Source organism: Streptomyces sp. UNOC14_S4, assembly GCF_020740835.1.
GTDB lineage: Bacteria > Actinomycetota > Actinomycetes > Streptomycetales > Streptomycetaceae > Streptomyces.
Map to the genome: position 1 here is coordinate 1 of NZ_JAINFC010000129.1, position 16706 is coordinate 16706.

Below are 16706 nucleotides of genomic sequence, written 5' to 3' on the forward strand. Positions count from 1 at the left end.
TCGGCGGGGTTGCCGAAGCGCAGGACGGTGTCGGGGCCCACGTCGACGGTGCCGACGCGCATTCCGTCGGCGTAGATGCCGTTGGTGCTCCCGGCGTCCTCGACCGTCCAGTGGTCCCCGGCGGGGCGGAGCGCCGCGTGGCGCCACGAGACCCGCGCGTCGTCGAGCACGAGGTCGCTCGAGGGGTCGCGCCCCACGTGGTGGATCCGGTACGGACTCAGCGTCCGGGCACCGTCGGCGGACTCGACGACGAGCTCGGGCGCGGAGGGCGCGACCGGCCGCTCTCCCATACGCGGTATTTTACGGCGGGCCCCCTGCCCCCGCCTTTCGGAAAGGATCCTCCTGTGGTGGACCACGAGCGGCTTCCCGTCTTCGTATACGGAACGCTGCGGCCGGGACAGGGCAACCACGAGCGCTTCCTGCGCGGCCGCACGGTGGCGGAGGAGGCGGCACGGCTGCGGGGCGCGGTGCTGTACGAGGGGCCGGGTTACCCGTACGCGGTGGCGGACCCGGAGGGCGAGATCCGGGGCGAACTGGTGACACCGGCTCCGGCGGCCCACGACGCGGTGCTGGCCTCCCTCGACGCGCTGGAAGGTTATGCGCCGGACGACCCGTCGAGCCACTACGTGCGGGTGACGCGCCCGGTCTCGTCGGAGCGCGGGGTGACGGTGCGGGCGTGGGTCTACCTGGCCTCGCCGGAAGTGGCGGACCGGCTCCGCCGACGCGGCACGCGCATCCACGGCGACAGCTGGCCCAGCCGACCGGGGCCGTAAGGGGCGCGAGGAACCCCCACCGGGCCGAGGACGCGAGCGAAAGCTCAGGCCGCACCCCCGTAGGCGCACCGCCCACCAACGGAAATCCCACCCTGCGGACACTGTCCTCACCCTCGAGTAGACACCTCATCACCATCCGTTGACCCTTTGTTAACTCCTGATCAACTCAACGGACATCGCGACTTTTCCTCTTTCATGGCCATGCCAACCCATGCATTGTTTTCCGCGGGACCACAGGGTTCCCGCGGTGCGCCAGTGACAGCACCGCGCGTATGCAGGCGGCCGGGCACGTCCCGAACCGCCCTCACCGCAAAGGGCGCTGAACAGTGCGTACATCCCCCACGACTCACCGTAGAGTGCTCGTCGCCGCCGTCGCCGTCGTGGCCGCGGCCACCATGGCGGGCACCGCCGCCGCCACCCCGCTCACGGGCAAGGCCCACGACTCCGCCCACGCCTCCGCCGTCCCCGCGGGCCAGGCCGTCAGCAAGGCGGAGATCGTCAAGGCGGCCCGCGCCGCCGCCGTCACGCACTCCTCGGCGACCGGTGTCGGGAAGACCGAGACCCTGACGGTCAAGGACACCCTCATCGACCCCGAGGGCAAGCTGCACGTCCGGTTCAGCCGGGTCTACCGCGGCGTGCCCGTGGTCGGCGGCGACCTCGTCGTGCACCTCGACGCCAAGAAGAACTACCTGGGTGCGACCCGGGCGATACGTCACCAGATATCCCTGCCCAGCGTCACCCCCAAGCTGACGGCTCCCCAGGCCGCCGCCAAGGCCGCGGCCTCCGCCGACGGCAAGGCCGCGAAGACCGAGCTCGTGGTGGACGCCACGAACGGCACGTCCGTCCTCGCCTACCGCGTGACCGTCACCGACAGCAAGAAGGCCGCCGAGACCGGCGGCACCCACTCCGTGGTCGTGGACGCGGGCTCGGGCAAGGTGCTCAGCAGCACCCCGCTCGCCGAGCCCTTCATATCCCCGCAGCTCAAGGCGAAGCTCCGCAGCACCGGGCAGCAGGCCGCCCCCAAGCCGGCCGGGAAGAGCACGCCGCCCGCCACGACGGGCAAGGCGAAGGGCGCCTTCCCCGCCCAGGCCAACGGCACCGGCGCCTCCATCTTCGTCGGCAACGTGCCGCTGACGACCACGCAGACCGCGCAGAACTCCTTCACCCTCAAGGACCCCAGCCGCGGCGGCGGCGAGACCCGGGACGCGGGCGGCAAGGAGCTGGAGCGCTTCACGGACGGCAAGGCGTTCACCGACTCCGACAACCGCTGGGGCAACGGCACCAACTCCGACCCCTCCACCGCCGCGGTGGACGCGCAGTACGGCATCACCAGCACCTTCGACTACTACAAGAGCACCTTCGGCCGCAACGGCATCAAGGACGACGGCGCGGGCCCCAACGCCCTGGTGCACTTCGGTGACAAGGTCGGCAACGCCTTCTGGTCCCCCGACTGCTCCTGCATGCTCTACGGCGACGGCGATGGAGAAACGTTCAAGCAGCCGCTGGTCGCCCTCGACGTCACCGGTCACGAGCTCTCCCACGGCGTGATCGAGGCGACCGCGAACTTCCAGCCCACGCGCGTGGACGAGCGCCAGAACCAGTTCGGCGAGGCGGGTTCGCTCAACGAGTCCTTCGCCGACATCTTCGGCACGGCCGTCGAGTTCAAGACCAACAACCCGGCCAACCCGCCGAACTACCTCATGGGCGAGAAGCTCGGCCTGGAGCAGAAGTTCCTGCGCCGCATGGACCGGCCCTCCGAGGACAAGCTCGAGGGCACGGTCGACTACTGGGACTCGGGCTCCTACGACCGTGAGGTCCACGCGGGCTCCGGCGTCTCCTCGCACGCCTTCTACCTGCTCGCCGAGGGCAGCGGCAAGAAGACGATCGGGGGCGTGGAGTACGACTCCCCCACGTACGACGGCTCGACGGTGTCCGGCATCGGCCGGGACAAGGCGGAGCAGATCTTCTACCGGGCGCTGACCCGGTACATGGTCTCCACCACCGACTTCCACGAGGCCCGCAAGGCCACCCTGGACGCCGCCGCGGACATCTACGGCAAGGACAGCGCCGAGTACAAGACGGTCGACAAGGCGTGGGCCGCGGTGAACGTCACCGAGGCCAACACGCCGAAGGAAGGCCCGGCCGCCAAGCACTGACGGTACTGGCGGCACTGACGGCCGAGCCGGGGACCGGCAGTCCGGTCCAGTCCGGTCCGGTCCTGCCCACTCCGGTCCTGCCCCCGGGGCGCCTCATCGGCGGCGCCCCGGGGGCCTTCGCGTTCCGTGCCGCTACGGCGTCGCCGCGAGGTCGCGGGCGTGGTGCTCCCAGGCGGCGGCGAGCCTGTCGACCGCCGCTTCCAGCCGGTGCGGCGCCTCGGCGATCGACAGGCGCACGCCCGCGCGGTGGCGGCCGCACACGCAGTGCGCGGCGCCGGGCGCGACCACGACGCCGTAGCGGGTGGCCAGATGCGCGTAGGTCTCGCTGTCGGTGACGGGAAGAGCGGCCCACAAGGAGAGCCCCGCGACGGACGGTTCGGGCCGCCAGGCCGGCAGGTGCCGGGCAAGGAGCGCCAGCAGCAGGTCACGGCGGGCGCGCAGGGCCTGGCGCAACCGCTCCAGCCATGCGTCGTCGACCGCGCGCAGCAGCCGGGCGGCCCAGACCTGCGAGGGCACGCCCGGCGCCGGCTCGTGTGCCGGGCGGACGTGCAGCAGTTCGTCCCGCAGGGCCTCCGGGGCGCGGATCCAGCCGACGCGCAGGCCCGCCCAGAGGGTCCGGGAGAGGGATCCGACGGCGACGACGCCGTCGTCGGCCGCCGCCAGCGGGGGCGCCGGTCCGTCACCGGGTCCGAGATACAGCCCGGCCTGCGCGAGGTCCTCCACGACGAGGGCGCCCGTACGGCGCGCCGTGTGCAACAGGGCCTCCCGCCGGGAGGCCCCGAGCGCGGCGGAGTCCACATGGAGCACCGGGGCGGACAGCCGGGACGCGGCACGGTGGGCGGCGGACGCGTCGATGCCCCACGCGTCGGCGGGGACGCCCACGACCCGCGCGCCCCGCCCGGCGAGCGTGCCGGGCAGGCCGCCCCCGTACGGGCAGGCCGCCACGACCGTGCGGCCCGGCGGGACGGCCGCGGCCGCGAGCAAGGCCAGGGCGTGCCGGGTGCCGGATGTCACGATCAGCTGTTCCGCCGTCGTGGGCAGCCGGAGCCGGTGGGTGAGGTGGTCGGCGAGGGCGGTGCGCAGTTCGGCGGTGCCCGCGGGGTGCAGGCCGTGGCCCTCGGCCTCCGCCAGCGGGTCCAGGGCGCCGAGCGGCGGGAGGTGGTCCGTGCCCGCGGGCACGGAGAGGGAGAGGTCGATCGTGCCGCTCTCCCCCGCGTGCCGCCGGCGCAGCAGCGCGGAGGCCGGGTTCTCCCCGGCGCCGTGCCCGGGGAGTGCGCCCGTCCAGGAGGGCCGGGCGCGGACGAACGTACCGGAGCCCTGGATCCTTTCCACGACCCCGGACGCGGCGAGCTCGTCGAAGCAGCGGACCACCGTGCCGCGGCTCACGGACAGGGCGTCGGCCAGCGGGCGTTCGGCGGGCAGCCGGTCGCCCGCCGCGATCAGCCGCCGCTCGACGGCGGCGGTGAGGGCGGCGGCGAGCCGCCGGTAACGGGGGCCGGGCAGGTCCCGCCAGCCGTCCAGGGCGACGCGCAGCCACCAGCCGATGTCGCGGTTCTTCTGGTCCATTCCCCGATTCTCCGGTCCATTCCGCGGAATTGGCACTGTCCCGGGGAACGGGCAGCCGCGATGCTGGCACTGCCCGCCTGGAGGAGGCCCGCTACGGATACCGGCTCGCCCTCCGTGAAGGGCGTGCTCCGGCCCCGCATCGGGGGACAGGGCCGGAGCCCCCACCGTTCCCGGACGTCTTCGGCCCGGGGTCTCACCGAAAGGACATCATGGAGCCGACACCCACCCTGGCCAGACGCTTCTGGGAAGCCGTCGAACCGCTGCACGCCGTGGTGTACTTCGCGCCGGAGCCCGCCGAGGCGGCCAAGGCGGTCGGGCTGCCGAGCTGGTGGATGGGCTACTTCGCCGGGCGGGTGGCACCGCTCGGGCCGCTGGACGCCCCGGCCGTGACCGCCATGTTCTTCGGCTTCGCGCCGTCGATGGTGGCGCGCTCGCTGCCCGACGCCTGGGCGTACGCCTCGCCCGAGGCCGTGCTCGTCTCCCGTGTCGACGCGGTGCGGGCGACACTGGAGCGAGCACTGCCGCCCGGCGCGCAGGCACGGCTCGCGCGCCTGGCGGAGCTGCTGGAGCGCGCCGTGGCGGCCTGCCATTACGAGGGGCGGCCGCTGGCCGCGGGCTGGTCCGCGGTGCCCAGGCCGTCGAGTGTCACCGCGCGGGTGTGGCTGGCGGCGACGGTCCTGCGCGAGCACCGCGGCGACGGCCACGTACTCGCCGCGGTGAACGCGGGCCTGCGCGGGCTGGACGCCACGCTCACCCACGTGGCGACCCGCGCGGTGCCCCGGGAACTCTTCGTGGCCAACCGGGGCTGGTCGGAGGAGGACTGGGCGGACAGCCGCCGCAGGCTGGAGGCGCGCGGCCTGCTGGACCGCGACGCGCGCCTGACCCGGAAGGGCGGCGCGCTGCGGCGGGAACTGGAGGACGCCACGGACCGGCTGGCGGCGGACCCGGTGACCGCGCTGGGCCAGTCGGGCATCGAGGAGGCGATCGCCCTGGCCGCCCCGCTCAGCCGCCATCTCGTCGACACCGGGGTCTTCCCCGTCCCCAACCCGGTCGGCGCGCCCCGGCCGTGACGCCCGTCCGCGGGGTCCGGGGCGCGGGAACGGTCCTACGCCCCCGAGCGCGCAGAAGGCTCTTCCGCCTCCGCCGCCCCCAGGGACCAACTGGCGAGCAGCCGCAGCGACTCCGCCGAGGAGGACCCCGGCTCCGCGTGGTAGGTGATCACCTGCTGCCCCTGGTCCGAGGGGAGCACGAGCGTCTCGCAGGCCAGGGTCAGCTCGCCCACCACCGGGTGGTGCAGCCGTTTGACCCCGTACCCCTTGTCGCGGACGTCGTGCGCCGCCCACAGCTTCCGGAACTCCTGGCTCTTGACGGAGAGTTCCCCGACCAGCGCGCCGAGCCGCGGGTCGTCGGGGTAGTAACCGGCGTCGAGCCGGAGGAAGGCGACGATCTCGGCGGCCTTGCGCTCCCACTCCACATAGATCTCGCGGCTCGCGGGGTCGAGGAAGATCTGCCAGGCCAGGTTGCGCTGCTGGGCGGGGAACGCGGGGAAGTCGCCGAGGAGGACGCGGGCCATCCGGTTCCACGCGAGGATGTCGAGGCGCCGCCCCACGACGTAGGCGGGGACGTCGCCCAGGCTGTCGATGAGGTGCTGCACGGCGGGGCGGACGCGCTGCCGCCGCGCCACGGGCCCGGACGACCGGACGGGCCGGACCAGGTGCTCAAGGTGCTCCCGCTCCGTCGGGTTCAGGCGCAGCGCGTCGGCGATGGCGTCGAGGACGGAGCTGGACACGTTCTGTCCCCGGCCCTGTTCGAGGCGTGTGTAGTACGCGGCGCTGACCCCGGCGAGCTGGGCGAGCTCCTCGCGGCGCAGGCCCGGCACACGCCGCCGTCCGCCGTGCGGGGTCAGTCCCACGTCCTCGGGGCTGAGCCTGCCCCGGCGGGAGCGGAGGAACTCGCTCAGTTCGGTGCGCTGGTCCATGCCTCCCAGTATGCGGGGCATCACCGCAGGCCAGGGTGGTCCTGTCAGTGGTAGGCACGGGGAGCGTAGGCACAGCGGAGATCTGGTTACCGGGCGCGGGCGGCCGCAGGATCGGAGCATGAACCTGAGCACTGTTCCCGCATACGCCGCGCCCGCCCCGAAGGCCCCGCTGGAGCGGATCACGATTCCGCGCCGCGAGCCGGGCGAGCACGACGTCCTGATCGAGATCAAGTACGCGGGGATCTGCCACTCCGACATCCACACGGCGCGTGCCGAGTGGGGCGAGGGCGGCGTCTTCCCGGTCGTTCCCGGGCACGAGATCGCGGGTGTCGTGGCCGCCGTGGGCTCCGGCGTGACCCGCCACGCGGTCGGCGACCGTGTGGGCGTCGGCTGCTTCGTCGACTCCTGCCGCGAGTGCGACAACTGCCGGGCCGGGCTCGAGCAGTACTGCACGGGCAGCGGCATGGTCGGCACGTACGGGGCGACGGGCCGTGACGGCGAGCCCACACAGGGCGGCTACTCCACGCACATCGTGGTCGACGAGAACTACGTCCTGCGCATCCCCGACAGCATCCCGCTGGACGTCGCGGCGCCGCTGCTGTGCGCCGGTGTCACCCTGTACTCCCCGCTCGCCCACTGGCAGGCGGGCCCGGGCAAGAAGGTCGCCATCGTGGGGCTGGGCGGCCTCGGGCACATAGGCGTCAAGATCGCGCACGCGATGGGCGCGGAGGTCACCGTGCTCAGCCAGTCGCTGCGCAAGAAGGACGACGGGGAGCGGCTGGGCGCGGACCACTTCCACGCGACGTCCGACCCGGCCACCTTCCAGGCGCTGGCGGGCACGTTCGACCTGATCGTCAACACCGTCTCCGCCGAGCTCGACCTCGGCGCCTACCTCTCCCTGCTCAAGGCCGACGGCACGATGGTGCAGGTGGGCGCGCCCGAGCGGCCGCTGCCGGTGCACGCCTTCGCGCTGATCCGGGGCCGCAGGTCGCTGGCCGGTTCGATGATCGGCGGCATCGCGGAGACCCAGGAGATGCTGGACTTCTGCGGAGAGCACGGACTGGGCGCCGACATCGAGCTGATCGGTGCGGACCGGATCAACGAGGCGTACGAGCGGGTGGTCGCGGGCGACGTCCGCTACCGCTTCGTGATCGACACCGCGACGATCTGATCCGGGACGCCCGGCCGGGTCCGTCCGCGACGCTCCGGCGGATGCCACGCCTCCGGTGCCCGGCCGCCCCCGCGCGACTCCACGCGCCGGGGCGGCCACGGCCTGGTGCCACGCGATTGTCAGTGGCCGGTGCCAGACTGAGAGGCGCCGGGGGGACAGGCGTGCTCCGCGCCCGCGGGGACGGTCCCCGGCGACGATCAGCCGAAGGAGCACCCACCATGCTCAGCACCGACTTCGTGACCGGCGCGCCCAACTGGCTCGATCTCGGGAGTCCGGACACCGCGGCGTCCGCCGCGTTCTACGGCGAGGTCTTCGGCTGGGACGTCCAGTCGGCCGGTCCGGACTCCGGCGGGTACGGCTTCTTCCAGAAGGACGGCAGGACCGTGGCGGGCATCGGGCCGCTGACCGACGAGAACTCCTCCTCGGCCTGGACGGTGTATTTCCAGACGCCCGACGCGGACGCCACCGCCAAGGCGGTCGAGCAGAACGGCGGCAGGGTGCGCGTCGGCCCGTTCGACGTCATGGAGGCGGGGCGGATGGCCTGTCTCACCGACCCGCAGGGCGCCGAGTTCGCCGTGTGGCAGCCCGCCGCGGTGAAGGGCATCGAGGCCGCCTCCGACAGCAACACCCTGTGCTGGGCCGAGCTGCACTGCTCCGACCCCTCGGCCGCCCTCTCCTTCTACAACACGCTGTTCGGCTGGCGCTGCCAGGACATGCCGATGCCGCAGGGGACGTACACGGTGCTGTCCACGGCCGAGGGCGACCAGCAGGACGCGTCCTTCGGCGGCCTCGTCGCCGGCGGCCAGGAGGACGAGGTCCGCTGGATTCCGTACTTCGCCGTCGAGGACGCCGACCTGATCCAGCAGAGGGCGCAGGAGAGCGGCGGTGCGGTCCTGATGCCCGCCGCGGACGTGCCGGACGTCGGCCGGATCGGGTGGTGCGCGGACCCCTTCGGTGCCCCCTTCGCGCTCATCAAGCCCAACCCGCCCGCGGCGGCCTGACGCGACAATGACCCGCGCAGTGTGCGGTCTCCCCGCCGGGGACCGCACACCGCGCGGGTCCGTCCGACCGGGTCAGCCCTCCTCGGAAGCGGACGCGGCCTCGGCCTCGCCCTCCGGCGCGGCGGCAGCGGCCTCCTCGGCGCCCTCCTCCGCTTCCTCCTCCTCGGGGAGCTCCTCGGCCTGGGCAGCGACCACCTGGAGGACGGCGGTGTCCGGCTCGACGGCCAGGGAGCAGCCGCGCGGCAGCTCGATGTCCCCGGCCGTGATGGTGTGCCCGGCCTCCAGGCCCTCGATGGAGACGGTGAACCCTTCCGGGATGTGGGTGGCCTCGGCCTCCACCGGGAGGGCGTTCAGGATGTGTTCGAGGAGGTTGCCGCCGGGCGCGAGTTCGCCCTCGGTGTGCACCGGGATTTCGACGGTGACCTTCTCGCCCCGCTTGACGGCGAGGAAGTCCACGTGGACGAGGAAGCCGCGGATGGCCTCGCGCTGCACGGCCTTGGGGATGACCAGTTCCTTCTTGCCGTCGATGTCCAGGCTGATCAGGACGTTCGGGGTCTTGAGGGCCATCCACAGCGCGTGGCCGTCGAGCGCGACGTGTTTCGGGTCGGCGCCGTGTCCGTAGATGACGGCCGGGACCTTGTTGTCGCGGCGGGTGCGCCGGGCGGCGCCCTTGCCGAATTCGGTCCGCAGGGCGGCGCTCAGCTTTACCTCGGCCATGACTGCACTCCTCGCGTTCGGACTGTCCCTGCCGGGCGGCCGTCACCCGGGCCCTGGCAGACCGGGTACGAGGGGTGCGCCGATGCCGCATCGCCGCACCCCGTGAGTACGGCCTCCCTCGCCGAGCAACTCCGGGAGCTTAACCAGCGCGAGGACGGCGAAGTGGCCCGCCGCTGCTCCGTACGGACCAGCGAGCACTCCGATCGTGGGAACCGCGGGGCGTGCCCGTGACGGCCCCGGGGGCCGGGGCGTCACGGGCGGCCGCGCGGGGTCGGGCCGTGACGGTCACGGCAGACCGCGGCGGACGTTCGAGCCGGCGGCCGACGGGCCGGCATCGAGGCGGCCTGCATCAAGGGGGTGGCTGTTCAGCGGGCGGGTGTTCAGCGGGCGGAGCACCCGCGCGTCCGCGGTCGCCCGGATGCACGGGGCGCACAGCGCGGCCAGGCGCCACACCCGCCCCGCCTCGGCATGCGTGATCACCCGGCTCTCCGCCACGCGGCCGCAGCCACAGGCGGCGTCCGCGCGTAACGCCCCGGCGCGGTGGCCGTGGGCGGCGAGGTGGCCCGCGGCCGCGGTGCGCGCGGCGGACGGTGACGGCAGCGGGACGCGTTCCGGCCGGCACCCTGGCTCCGAGCAGCGCAACGCCATCGGCCCCGGTGCCGGATACCGGTCGGAAACAATGGTCACTGTCCAGAGCTTCTCCACAACACGCTCCTGGGGTAGGTGTTTTCACTGCCACCCCTAGGGTGCGGTGCGGGGACGGGCGGACGACATCCCCCGCCGCCCGTTTGTTCGCCGACAGTCCGTCCGTATACGGAATCGCCCCGCCGTGACGGGTGGGATCGGGCAGAATCTCATGCACCGTACAGACACCGTCGCGCAGACGAGGGGACGTCCATGAGCGGAATGCGAAGACTCAGCCGTAGAGGCGTGTTACGGGCGGGCCTGGGAGCCGGTGCCACCGCCCTGGCGGCGGGGCTGGTGCCCCGGTTCCCCGGCCCGTTCGAGGTGTACGACAGTCCGGCGTGGGCGGCGGCCGCGGCCCGCAGCAAGGAGGCCGCGGCGGCCTTCCCCGAGTGGAGCCGGTTCGCGCGGGTGGCCGACGGCACCTTCGACGAGGACGCCGATCCGGCCCGTGACATGAAGCCGGTCATCGCGACGCTGAAGTCGCAGAACGTCAGCGTGATCGAGCTCGACACCATCCTGTCGAACTGGATCACCGAGGCCGACTTCGCCACCCACCTCGGCAAGGTGAGGAGCTTCACGGAGCTGGCGCACGCCGCCGGCATCCGCGTCGTCATGTACTACCCGTCACTGGAGGTCATCAGCGTCGGCGGCGAGAACGGCCCGTCGTTCTACAAGGACGGCGGCGGGAAGAACTGGGTGCAGAAGGGCCTCGACGGCAAGCCCAACGTGTTCTACGGCAGCCTGGTGGTCTGGGTGGACCCGGGGGACGAGAGCTGCTGGGTGAGCCCCAACTCCCCCTGGCGGGACTTCTACCTGGCCCGGATCAAGCGGCTCGCCGGGACCGGTATCGACGCGATCTGGCCGGACGTGCCCATCTACTTCGACGGCGCGATCACCTGGTGCGACACCTCGACCTGGGCGGCGGACGCCTTCCGCGCCGACACCGGGCTCGCGCTGCCCGCCAAGGCCGACTTCGGCGACCCCGGCTTCCGCCGCTACGTCGAGTGGCGGCACCGCGATCTGCTCCAGTGGCAGCTCGACATCGCCGCCGCGGGCCGCTCCGTCAACCCCGGCCTGGTGACGTTCGTCGAGACCGTGAGCATGGACTACCAGTACGCCACGCTGGTCGGCCTCGACGGGGCCTACCTGCGCACGGCGGAGGGCGTCAGCCATGTGTGGGAAGTGGACATCCTCGGCAACTACGACGGGATGCGCCACGCGACCGCCTCCGACTGGACCTGCCTCATCTCGATGTACAAGTACGCGCGCGCCGCCAGCGGCACCAAGCCCGCGTGGGCGTTCTCCTACGGCTGGCAGGCCGACGACGCGTCCCTGGTGATGGCCGAACTGCTGGCCGCGGGCTGCAACCCGTACGAGGTGAAGAGCCCGTACAAGAACGACACCACCGACAAGGCCATGCGCACCCGGATGTACGCGTTCGTGGCCGCCAACCAGGAGAAGCTCTACAACGCGGTCTCCACGGCCACGGTCGGCGTCTACCACTCCTCCGCCTCACGGGACTACGTGAGCCCCGCCGCGGGCACCGGCATGTACGTCAACACCAAGAAGCCCGCCGGGGTCAAGGAGTGGTGGGCCTCGGGCAGCGCGGAGGAGAGCTGCGTCAACCAGCAGTGGCTGGGCGAGTTCCGCGGCACGGTCAAGGCGCTGGTGATGGCGCACGTCCCGTTCACCACCGTGACCAGCCCCGGCCTCACCGCGGCCGACCTCGCCGGGCTCCGCGTCCTGATGCTGCCGAACCTGCAGGCCGTGTCGGACGCCGAGGCGGGCGTGCTGCGCGACTTCGTCGCGGGCGGCGGCACGGTGGTGATCACTGGTCCCGCGCCCACCACGCTCGACGAGCTGGGGACGGCGCGGAGCGAGTACGCCCTCGCCGACGTGCTGGGCTTCCGCAAGGCCGATCCGCTGCCGACGAGCAGGCAGAACCGTTTCGGGTCCGGAACCTGCTGGTACGTCCGGCAGTTGGCGGGCAAGAGCTACCTGGCCGCCACCGACCAGCCGAGCGCCGACCGGCTGCTCGGCCCGGTGACGGCGGCGGCCCCGCAGGACGTGACGCTCACGGGCGACCGCCGCATCCACCTGGAGGTGAGCAGACTCGGCGACGACACCGTGGTCCAGCTGGTGAACTTCACCGGCTTCGGCGACACACCGTCGGCCTTCAGGACGGTGCCGACGAGCTGTACGGTCTCGGTCGCCGTCCCCCCGGGCAGGCGGGTGACGGCGGTGACGGTGAGCTCGCCGGACGGCGCGTCCCCCGCTCCGCGGCCGGTCGACTGGCGGATGGTCGGCTCGACGGCGACCGTACCGGTGACGGTGGCGCAGTACGCCCTGCTGACGGTGACGACGGCCACGGCTATGGCTGCGGCGACGGCCTGACGGCGACGGCGCTCCCCTCGGCTCCGCCCCGTGCGGAGCCGAGGGGAGGCTAGTGGCGCGCGTCCGGGGCCGGAATGCGCCACAGCCCCGTGGGGTGTTCCTCGTCGCCCTGATGGGACTCGAAGGCGATCCAGCGCCCGTCGGGCGACCAACTCGGCGCGCCGTCGTACCCCTTGTCGTTCCGCGTCACCCGCACGGGACGCCCGCCGTCGGCGGGGACGACGAAGATCTGCGGCGTGTCGAGCCCGCCCGCGGTGGAGGAGAACACGACGGACCGCCCGTCGGGCGACCAGCTCGGATCGGTGTGCTCGCCGGGCACGTCGGTGATGCGGTGGATGCCCGTGCCGTCGGCGTTCATCACGTACAGCGCCCAGGTGTCGCTGTCGGCGGCGCGCCGCTGGAAGACCAGCCGGTCGCCCTTCGGGGACCAGTTGGGCTGACGGTTGTCGGTACGGGTGCCGGGGCCGTCCAGCAGACGCATGGGCCGGCTTCCGTCACGCCGCACCTTCCAGAGCGAGCCGAGGGCGGAGGGGTCGTCCTCGCTCTCGCGGTCGTTGCCCTTCTCGGCTGTCTCCTGGAAGACGATCCAGGAACCGTCCGGCGAGAAGCTGGGCTCCAAGTAGCCGGTGTCACCCCGGTGTTCGGTCACGCGGACAGGCTGCTTCGCACCCGGCGGCAGCACCCACACCTCGTCGCGTCCCGCCCTGTCGGAGGCGAAGGCGACTCCGGCGGAGGGATGCCAGCTGGATCCCGGGAGGTTGACCGCGGCCCGGTCGTTCTCGTCGAGCAACGTGCGGGGACGGGACGGCGCGAGGCCGCTCTTCCCGTCCTTGCCACCATCGACGGGCAGCACACGCAGGGCGGCGGCACCCTCGTTTGTAACCGTCGCGGAAGAGCGTGAAGAGAACGGACTTCCCATCGGGCGAGAACGCGGGGTTCTGCGCGCTCGCCTTCCCCTGCCCCTGATAGAGCAGCTGAGCACCATCGCCCCGCACGACACGGCCACCAGAGGGCACGGGCGACGGCTCCGCACCGGAGCCGCACGCGGTGAGCACGAAGGCGGCGGCCACGAGCGCCGCGGCGACTGACAGACGTCTGCGCACCGGACCGACCCTAGTGGACACCGGGGGGTGGAGGGGGCTTTGTGCCCGGAAGTCCTGAGCCGCCTTCGGCCCCGCCCGCAGACCGTAAGGCGCGCGGGCAGGACCTTGTGCTGCTGTTGCTAGCCGCCACATGAGCACGCGTAGCTCTTCGGTTCCCCTTCCACCACCATGACGATCACTCCCAGCCCACCGCAGTTGCGGCACCCGCGGCGACCAGATTTGATCGTCTGTTCCACCTCGTTGCGGAAGTGCTCCACGATGTGGGACTTATTGGGGTCCGTCCAGTTGACCGGCTCCCCTGCCGTGCTGTTCTCCTGCTGATCGGTCATCTCCGCTCCCCTGCTGCGGGCGGCTACATGACAGGCACGCTACTGCCAACCACATGCCGGGCAGGAACGTTGGGATCACTACTTGCTTCAGCTGCCTACTTGTTGCGGGCGCCTCCCCCGCCACTGTCCTCGTCCCGGCGGCGCGGCTCCCGGTTTCGGTTGACCGCCTCGGGGCTGTTGCAGGCGTCGCACGCGCGTACCAGCTTTGTGTCGCCCGCTACCTGCTCACTGACGAACCCGGTGCCGAAGCACTTGCCGCACATCTCGACCCCTCCCAGCTGTGTGTGATACGCCCGGAACCGTTGCAGTCCTCACACTGGTGCTGTAGTCCGCCCTTGGTCACGTACCCGCTCCCGTTACAGGTCAGGCACGGCGTATCTCCCATGGGTTCCCCTCCTGTGGCCGGGTCACTTTCAGGGTCCCATCCGGCCGGACGCATACCTCCCGTGGCGCTGACCGGAGCCGACCAGCGTCACGAGGCCGACAGGGCGGGGGCTTCTACGCTGCAGGCCTGCCGGGGCCTGCTGGCGCCGTCTATAGGTATGCGCCGTCATCCACGTCAGGGGGAGCACCACTCTGACGTGACCCCCGGCCCCCGGCCGCTGGACCTCGTCCGGACGACCGTCACGACGTCCCCGCCGCCCGTGAAGGTGCCGGATGCACCCATGGTCCAGGCCCGTACCCGTGCGGCCGCGGCAGTCGGGCCTCGGATCTCGACGAAGACCTCTCCCAGGTTTCCCGTCCCCGCCCAAGAGGGTAGGCGGACGGGGCGCGTCGGCGTCAGTGCCCTTCGTGTGGGAAACCGAGCAGATGCCGGAACCTGGCGTTGCTCGGCGCCGCGTCCCGCTCGCCGATCGTTGCTGTCCAATCTCGGCATGTGACGTGCACGAATGCCTCAACCGACTCCGGGTCGGCGTGCCGCCAACTGGCAAAGCCGCCGAGCCAGGTCAGTGCGTCGGCCGGTGACTGCCCGCATTCCATGAGCCGCACGGCTGTGCACGCCGCGTCGACCCACGCGGGGCCGGTCGCGGGCATGGCCCAGTCCACGATGTAGGCGACGCCATCGCCGTTACCGATCATGATGTTGTGCGGATTCGTATCGGTGTGGAGCAAGCTGGTCCCGCTCAGGCATTCGGCGTCGCCGGGCAGCAGGTGCGCCGCATACCGGTCGGCGAGGGGCGGAGCGGGGAGGCCGGAAGCGCTGAACGTCTGCATGCGTCGCAGAGCGTCCGAGACGGCGGCCAGGTCATTCGACCCGGGCCCCAGGTCGACGTGTCTGCCGTCGATGTGGGCGAAGGCGAGGCAGGACCATCCGCCATCCCGGAAGCGGTGGAGGAGAAGGGGACCGACTCCCCGCACCGCTTCGTTGACACGCGCTTCCCAGCCGAGTGCCGCGACGGCTTTGGCGTCGGCCTCGCGCACCCCCTTGAAGAACAGACGCCCGCTGCGCTCCGTATCCAGCACGAGCGCCGCGACGCAGTTGAGACCGTCGACCACGGTCCTCGAAGCGGTCACCCGCCCCGTGCGCGCCTCCACCGCGCCGCGCAGTGCGGCGGGGAGTTCTTCCCATCCGACTCGCTCGACCACGTGTGTTCTCCTCCAATGCCCGGTCGGGGTACCGGCAGGACCTGCCGGCACCCCCTTCCAACCTTCCAGCGTTACGACTGTGTCGCGCCGCACTTACGGCAACGGTTGGCCCCGCTCCACTGCACCCAATCGTGGTCGCAGTCGTCTGCCTTCACTACGTGCCACATGACGAACTCCCTTCGGATCAGTCGTGGTCGCACTTGCTGACCCGCCCGGCCGCTGTGTCAGTAGCCCCGGGCGAGCGCTTGGTCCTGCCCCTCCGGGTATCGGGGGACGAGTCACCGGAGGGGCAGGGGCTTGGGGCCGCCCGGTCGACGAGAGGTTCGGTCCGTCGACCGGGTGGTATCCCGCTTCCGAAATCCGGGGAGCGCTACCCCAGGCGGCACATCCGGGCGGGATTCTCGCAGTGGCTTGGCGACCCGCCCCGCTGTCCTGCATCGGCACAGCACAGCAGGGCGGGCGATGGACCTGCCCGGCCGGACGCATGTCCCCGAGGCGCCGACCAGAGCCGACCAGCGTCACGGAGCTTCTACGACTGCAGGCCCGCCGGTGCCGTTTATAGGGATGCGCCGTCATCCACGTCAGGGTAAGCACCACTCTGACGTGGCCCCCGGCCTCCACTGCTGAGCAGCGGGAACCTGGCGCAGTCGGAGCCCCCCTCGGCACACCCTGACTCGTCGGCCACCGGTCTTCCCGGGGGCGGAACGCTCAATCGCCCCACCAGCCCGTGTGGACGCTGTCCCAGTGTTCGAGCCATCTGTGTTGGACCGCGGTGGCGTAGCGGTAATTCCGTGCGACCCATGCCGCGGCCTGCTCATTGCGCAACCGGATACACACCCTGCACCGGTTGGTCGCACCCCCGATGACCACGCCGCCGGGGCCGGACGAGTGGGGTAAAGGAATCACCTCGCTCATGCGCCGATCAACTCCTCCCCGCGGTGATCGCGCAACCCGCCCACGGTCATCGCGGCCACCTCCGGCGGTTCGCGAGCGCGTTCTTGGCCGACAGCTCTTCCGAGACTTTGGCCCGACGGAAGTGCTTGGTGCGCCGCGGCTTCTCCTCGCCGGGCACGCGCAAGATCACCTCTTCGCCGTCCCAGCCGCGAACTTCGCCCGTGACGGGGGTGCAGGTCGACGTGTCGACGGCGAACTCGCCGAGTGCGGGAATCCATTTCGGAACCCTGGGCAGTGTGGATGCCACGTTGATGGCCCCGCCGACCCAACTCAGGTGTCGTGGGACCTGT

15 protein-coding genes are annotated in these 16706 nt (G+C 72.0%); 6 read left to right on the forward strand and 9 right to left on the reverse strand.

Annotated features, from left to right (window positions below; translation table 11 throughout):
* The coding region (locus tag K6I34_RS14295) for an FHA domain-containing protein (protein WP_229325975.1) at positions 1–290 on the reverse strand (290 nt) is incomplete at its 3' end.
* A 54-nt stretch (positions 291–344) separates the two neighbouring features.
* On the opposite strand from K6I34_RS14295, the gene K6I34_RS14300 reads away from it, so the two are divergent.
* Together K6I34_RS14300 and K6I34_RS14305 are read left to right on the forward strand one after the other, a co-directional pair.
* Positions 345–773 (forward strand): gamma-glutamylcyclotransferase family protein, encoded by a 429-nt coding sequence (locus K6I34_RS14300; RefSeq protein WP_229325976.1) that lies wholly within the window; start codon positions 345–347, stop codon positions 771–773.
* A gap of 395 nt (positions 774–1168) precedes the next feature.
* Complete coding sequence (locus K6I34_RS14305) at positions 1169–2929, forward strand: M4 family metallopeptidase (protein WP_229326003.1); 1761 nt, start codon at positions 1169–1171, stop codon at positions 2927–2929.
* Positions 2930–3061: 132 nt separating this feature from the next.
* Here K6I34_RS14305 and K6I34_RS14310 read toward each other — a convergent pair whose 3' ends face one another.
* A complete protein-coding gene (locus K6I34_RS14310) occupies positions 3062–4495 on the reverse strand; it encodes a PLP-dependent aminotransferase family protein (protein ID WP_229325978.1) in 1434 nt (477 codons plus the stop codon).
* A 209-nt stretch (positions 4496–4704) separates the two neighbouring features.
* Here K6I34_RS14310 and K6I34_RS14315 point away from each other — a divergent pair, with 209 nt between their 5' ends.
* Complete coding sequence (locus tag K6I34_RS14315; protein WP_229325981.1) at positions 4705–5565, forward strand: hypothetical protein; 861 nt, start codon at positions 4705–4707, stop codon at positions 5563–5565.
* 35 nt (positions 5566–5600) lie between these two features.
* Here K6I34_RS14315 and K6I34_RS14320 read toward each other — a convergent pair whose 3' ends face one another.
* Positions 5601–6473, reverse strand: a complete 873-nt coding sequence (locus tag K6I34_RS14320; RefSeq protein ID WP_229325983.1) for a helix-turn-helix domain-containing protein — start codon at positions 6471–6473, stop codon at positions 5601–5603.
* Positions 6474–6591: 118 nt separating this feature from the next.
* Here K6I34_RS14320 and K6I34_RS14325 point away from each other — a divergent pair, with 118 nt between their 5' ends.
* Positions 6592–7644 carry an NAD(P)-dependent alcohol dehydrogenase gene (locus K6I34_RS14325; RefSeq protein ID WP_229325985.1) on the forward strand — a complete coding sequence of 351 codons (1053 nt, stop codon included), beginning with the start codon at positions 6592–6594 and terminating at the stop codon, positions 7642–7644.
* A 218-nt stretch (positions 7645–7862) separates the two neighbouring features.
* On the forward strand, positions 7863–8645 hold the full coding sequence (locus K6I34_RS14330) for a VOC family protein (protein WP_229325987.1): 783 nt from the start codon (positions 7863–7865) through the stop codon (positions 8643–8645).
* A 72-nt stretch (positions 8646–8717) separates the two neighbouring features.
* On the opposite strand, the gene K6I34_RS14335 is transcribed toward K6I34_RS14330, so the two are convergent.
* Together K6I34_RS14335 and K6I34_RS14340 are read right to left on the reverse strand one after the other, a co-directional pair.
* A complete protein-coding gene (locus K6I34_RS14335) occupies positions 8718–9362 on the reverse strand; it encodes a 50S ribosomal protein L25/general stress protein Ctc (RefSeq protein ID WP_229325989.1) in 645 nt (214 codons plus the stop codon).
* Positions 9363–9647: 285 nt separating this feature from the next.
* A complete protein-coding gene (locus K6I34_RS14340; protein ID WP_229325992.1) occupies positions 9648–10049 on the reverse strand; it encodes a hypothetical protein in 402 nt (133 codons plus the stop codon).
* A 210-nt stretch (positions 10050–10259) separates the two neighbouring features.
* Between K6I34_RS14340 and K6I34_RS14345 the strand changes: the two genes are divergently transcribed.
* Entirely contained in the window at positions 10260–12443 is a 2184-nt protein-coding gene (locus tag K6I34_RS14345; RefSeq protein ID WP_229325993.1) for a hypothetical protein, read from the forward strand.
* 49 nt (positions 12444–12492) lie between these two features.
* Here K6I34_RS14345 and K6I34_RS14350 read toward each other — a convergent pair whose 3' ends face one another.
* From K6I34_RS14350 to K6I34_RS14365, 4 genes are all read right to left on the reverse strand, one after another.
* Positions 12493–13296 (reverse strand): hypothetical protein, encoded by an 804-nt coding sequence (locus tag K6I34_RS14350; protein ID WP_229325995.1) that lies wholly within the window; start codon positions 13294–13296, stop codon positions 12493–12495.
* 369 nt (positions 13297–13665) lie between these two features.
* Entirely contained in the window at positions 13666–13875 is a 210-nt protein-coding gene (locus K6I34_RS14355; protein WP_229325997.1) for a hypothetical protein, read from the reverse strand.
* A 780-nt stretch (positions 13876–14655) separates the two neighbouring features.
* A complete protein-coding gene (locus K6I34_RS14360; protein ID WP_229325999.1) occupies positions 14656–15462 on the reverse strand; it encodes a phosphotransferase in 807 nt (268 codons plus the stop codon).
* Positions 15463–16423: 961 nt separating this feature from the next.
* The coding region (locus K6I34_RS14365) for a hypothetical protein (RefSeq protein ID WP_229326001.1) at positions 16424–16706 on the reverse strand (283 nt) is incomplete at its 5' end.

Bases quoted from the DNA above. Each gene is read 5' to 3' on its own strand.
- K6I34_RS14305 (WP_229326003.1), top strand. From the start codon at position 1,169: ATGGCGGGCACCGCCGCCGCCACCCCGCTCACGGGCAAGGCCCACGAC.
- K6I34_RS14310 (WP_229325978.1), bottom strand. From the start codon at position 4,495: ATGGACCAGAAGAACCGCGACATCGGCTGGTGGCTGCGCGTCGCCCTG.
- K6I34_RS14315 (WP_229325981.1), top strand. From the start codon at position 4,705: ATGGAGCCGACACCCACCCTGGCCAGACGCTTCTGGGAAGCCGTCGAA.
- K6I34_RS14320 (WP_229325983.1), bottom strand. From the start codon at position 6,473: ATGGACCAGCGCACCGAACTGAGCGAGTTCCTCCGCTCCCGCCGGGGC.
- K6I34_RS14325 (WP_229325985.1), top strand. From the start codon at position 6,592: ATGAACCTGAGCACTGTTCCCGCATACGCCGCGCCCGCCCCGAAGGCC.
- K6I34_RS14330 (WP_229325987.1), top strand. From the start codon at position 7,863: ATGCTCAGCACCGACTTCGTGACCGGCGCGCCCAACTGGCTCGATCTC.
- K6I34_RS14335 (WP_229325989.1), bottom strand. From the start codon at position 9,362: ATGGCCGAGGTAAAGCTGAGCGCCGCCCTGCGGACCGAATTCGGCAAG.
- K6I34_RS14345 (WP_229325993.1), top strand. From the start codon at position 10,260: ATGAGCGGAATGCGAAGACTCAGCCGTAGAGGCGTGTTACGGGCGGGC.
- K6I34_RS14355 (WP_229325997.1), bottom strand. From the start codon at position 13,875: ATGACCGATCAGCAGGAGAACAGCACGGCAGGGGAGCCGGTCAACTGG.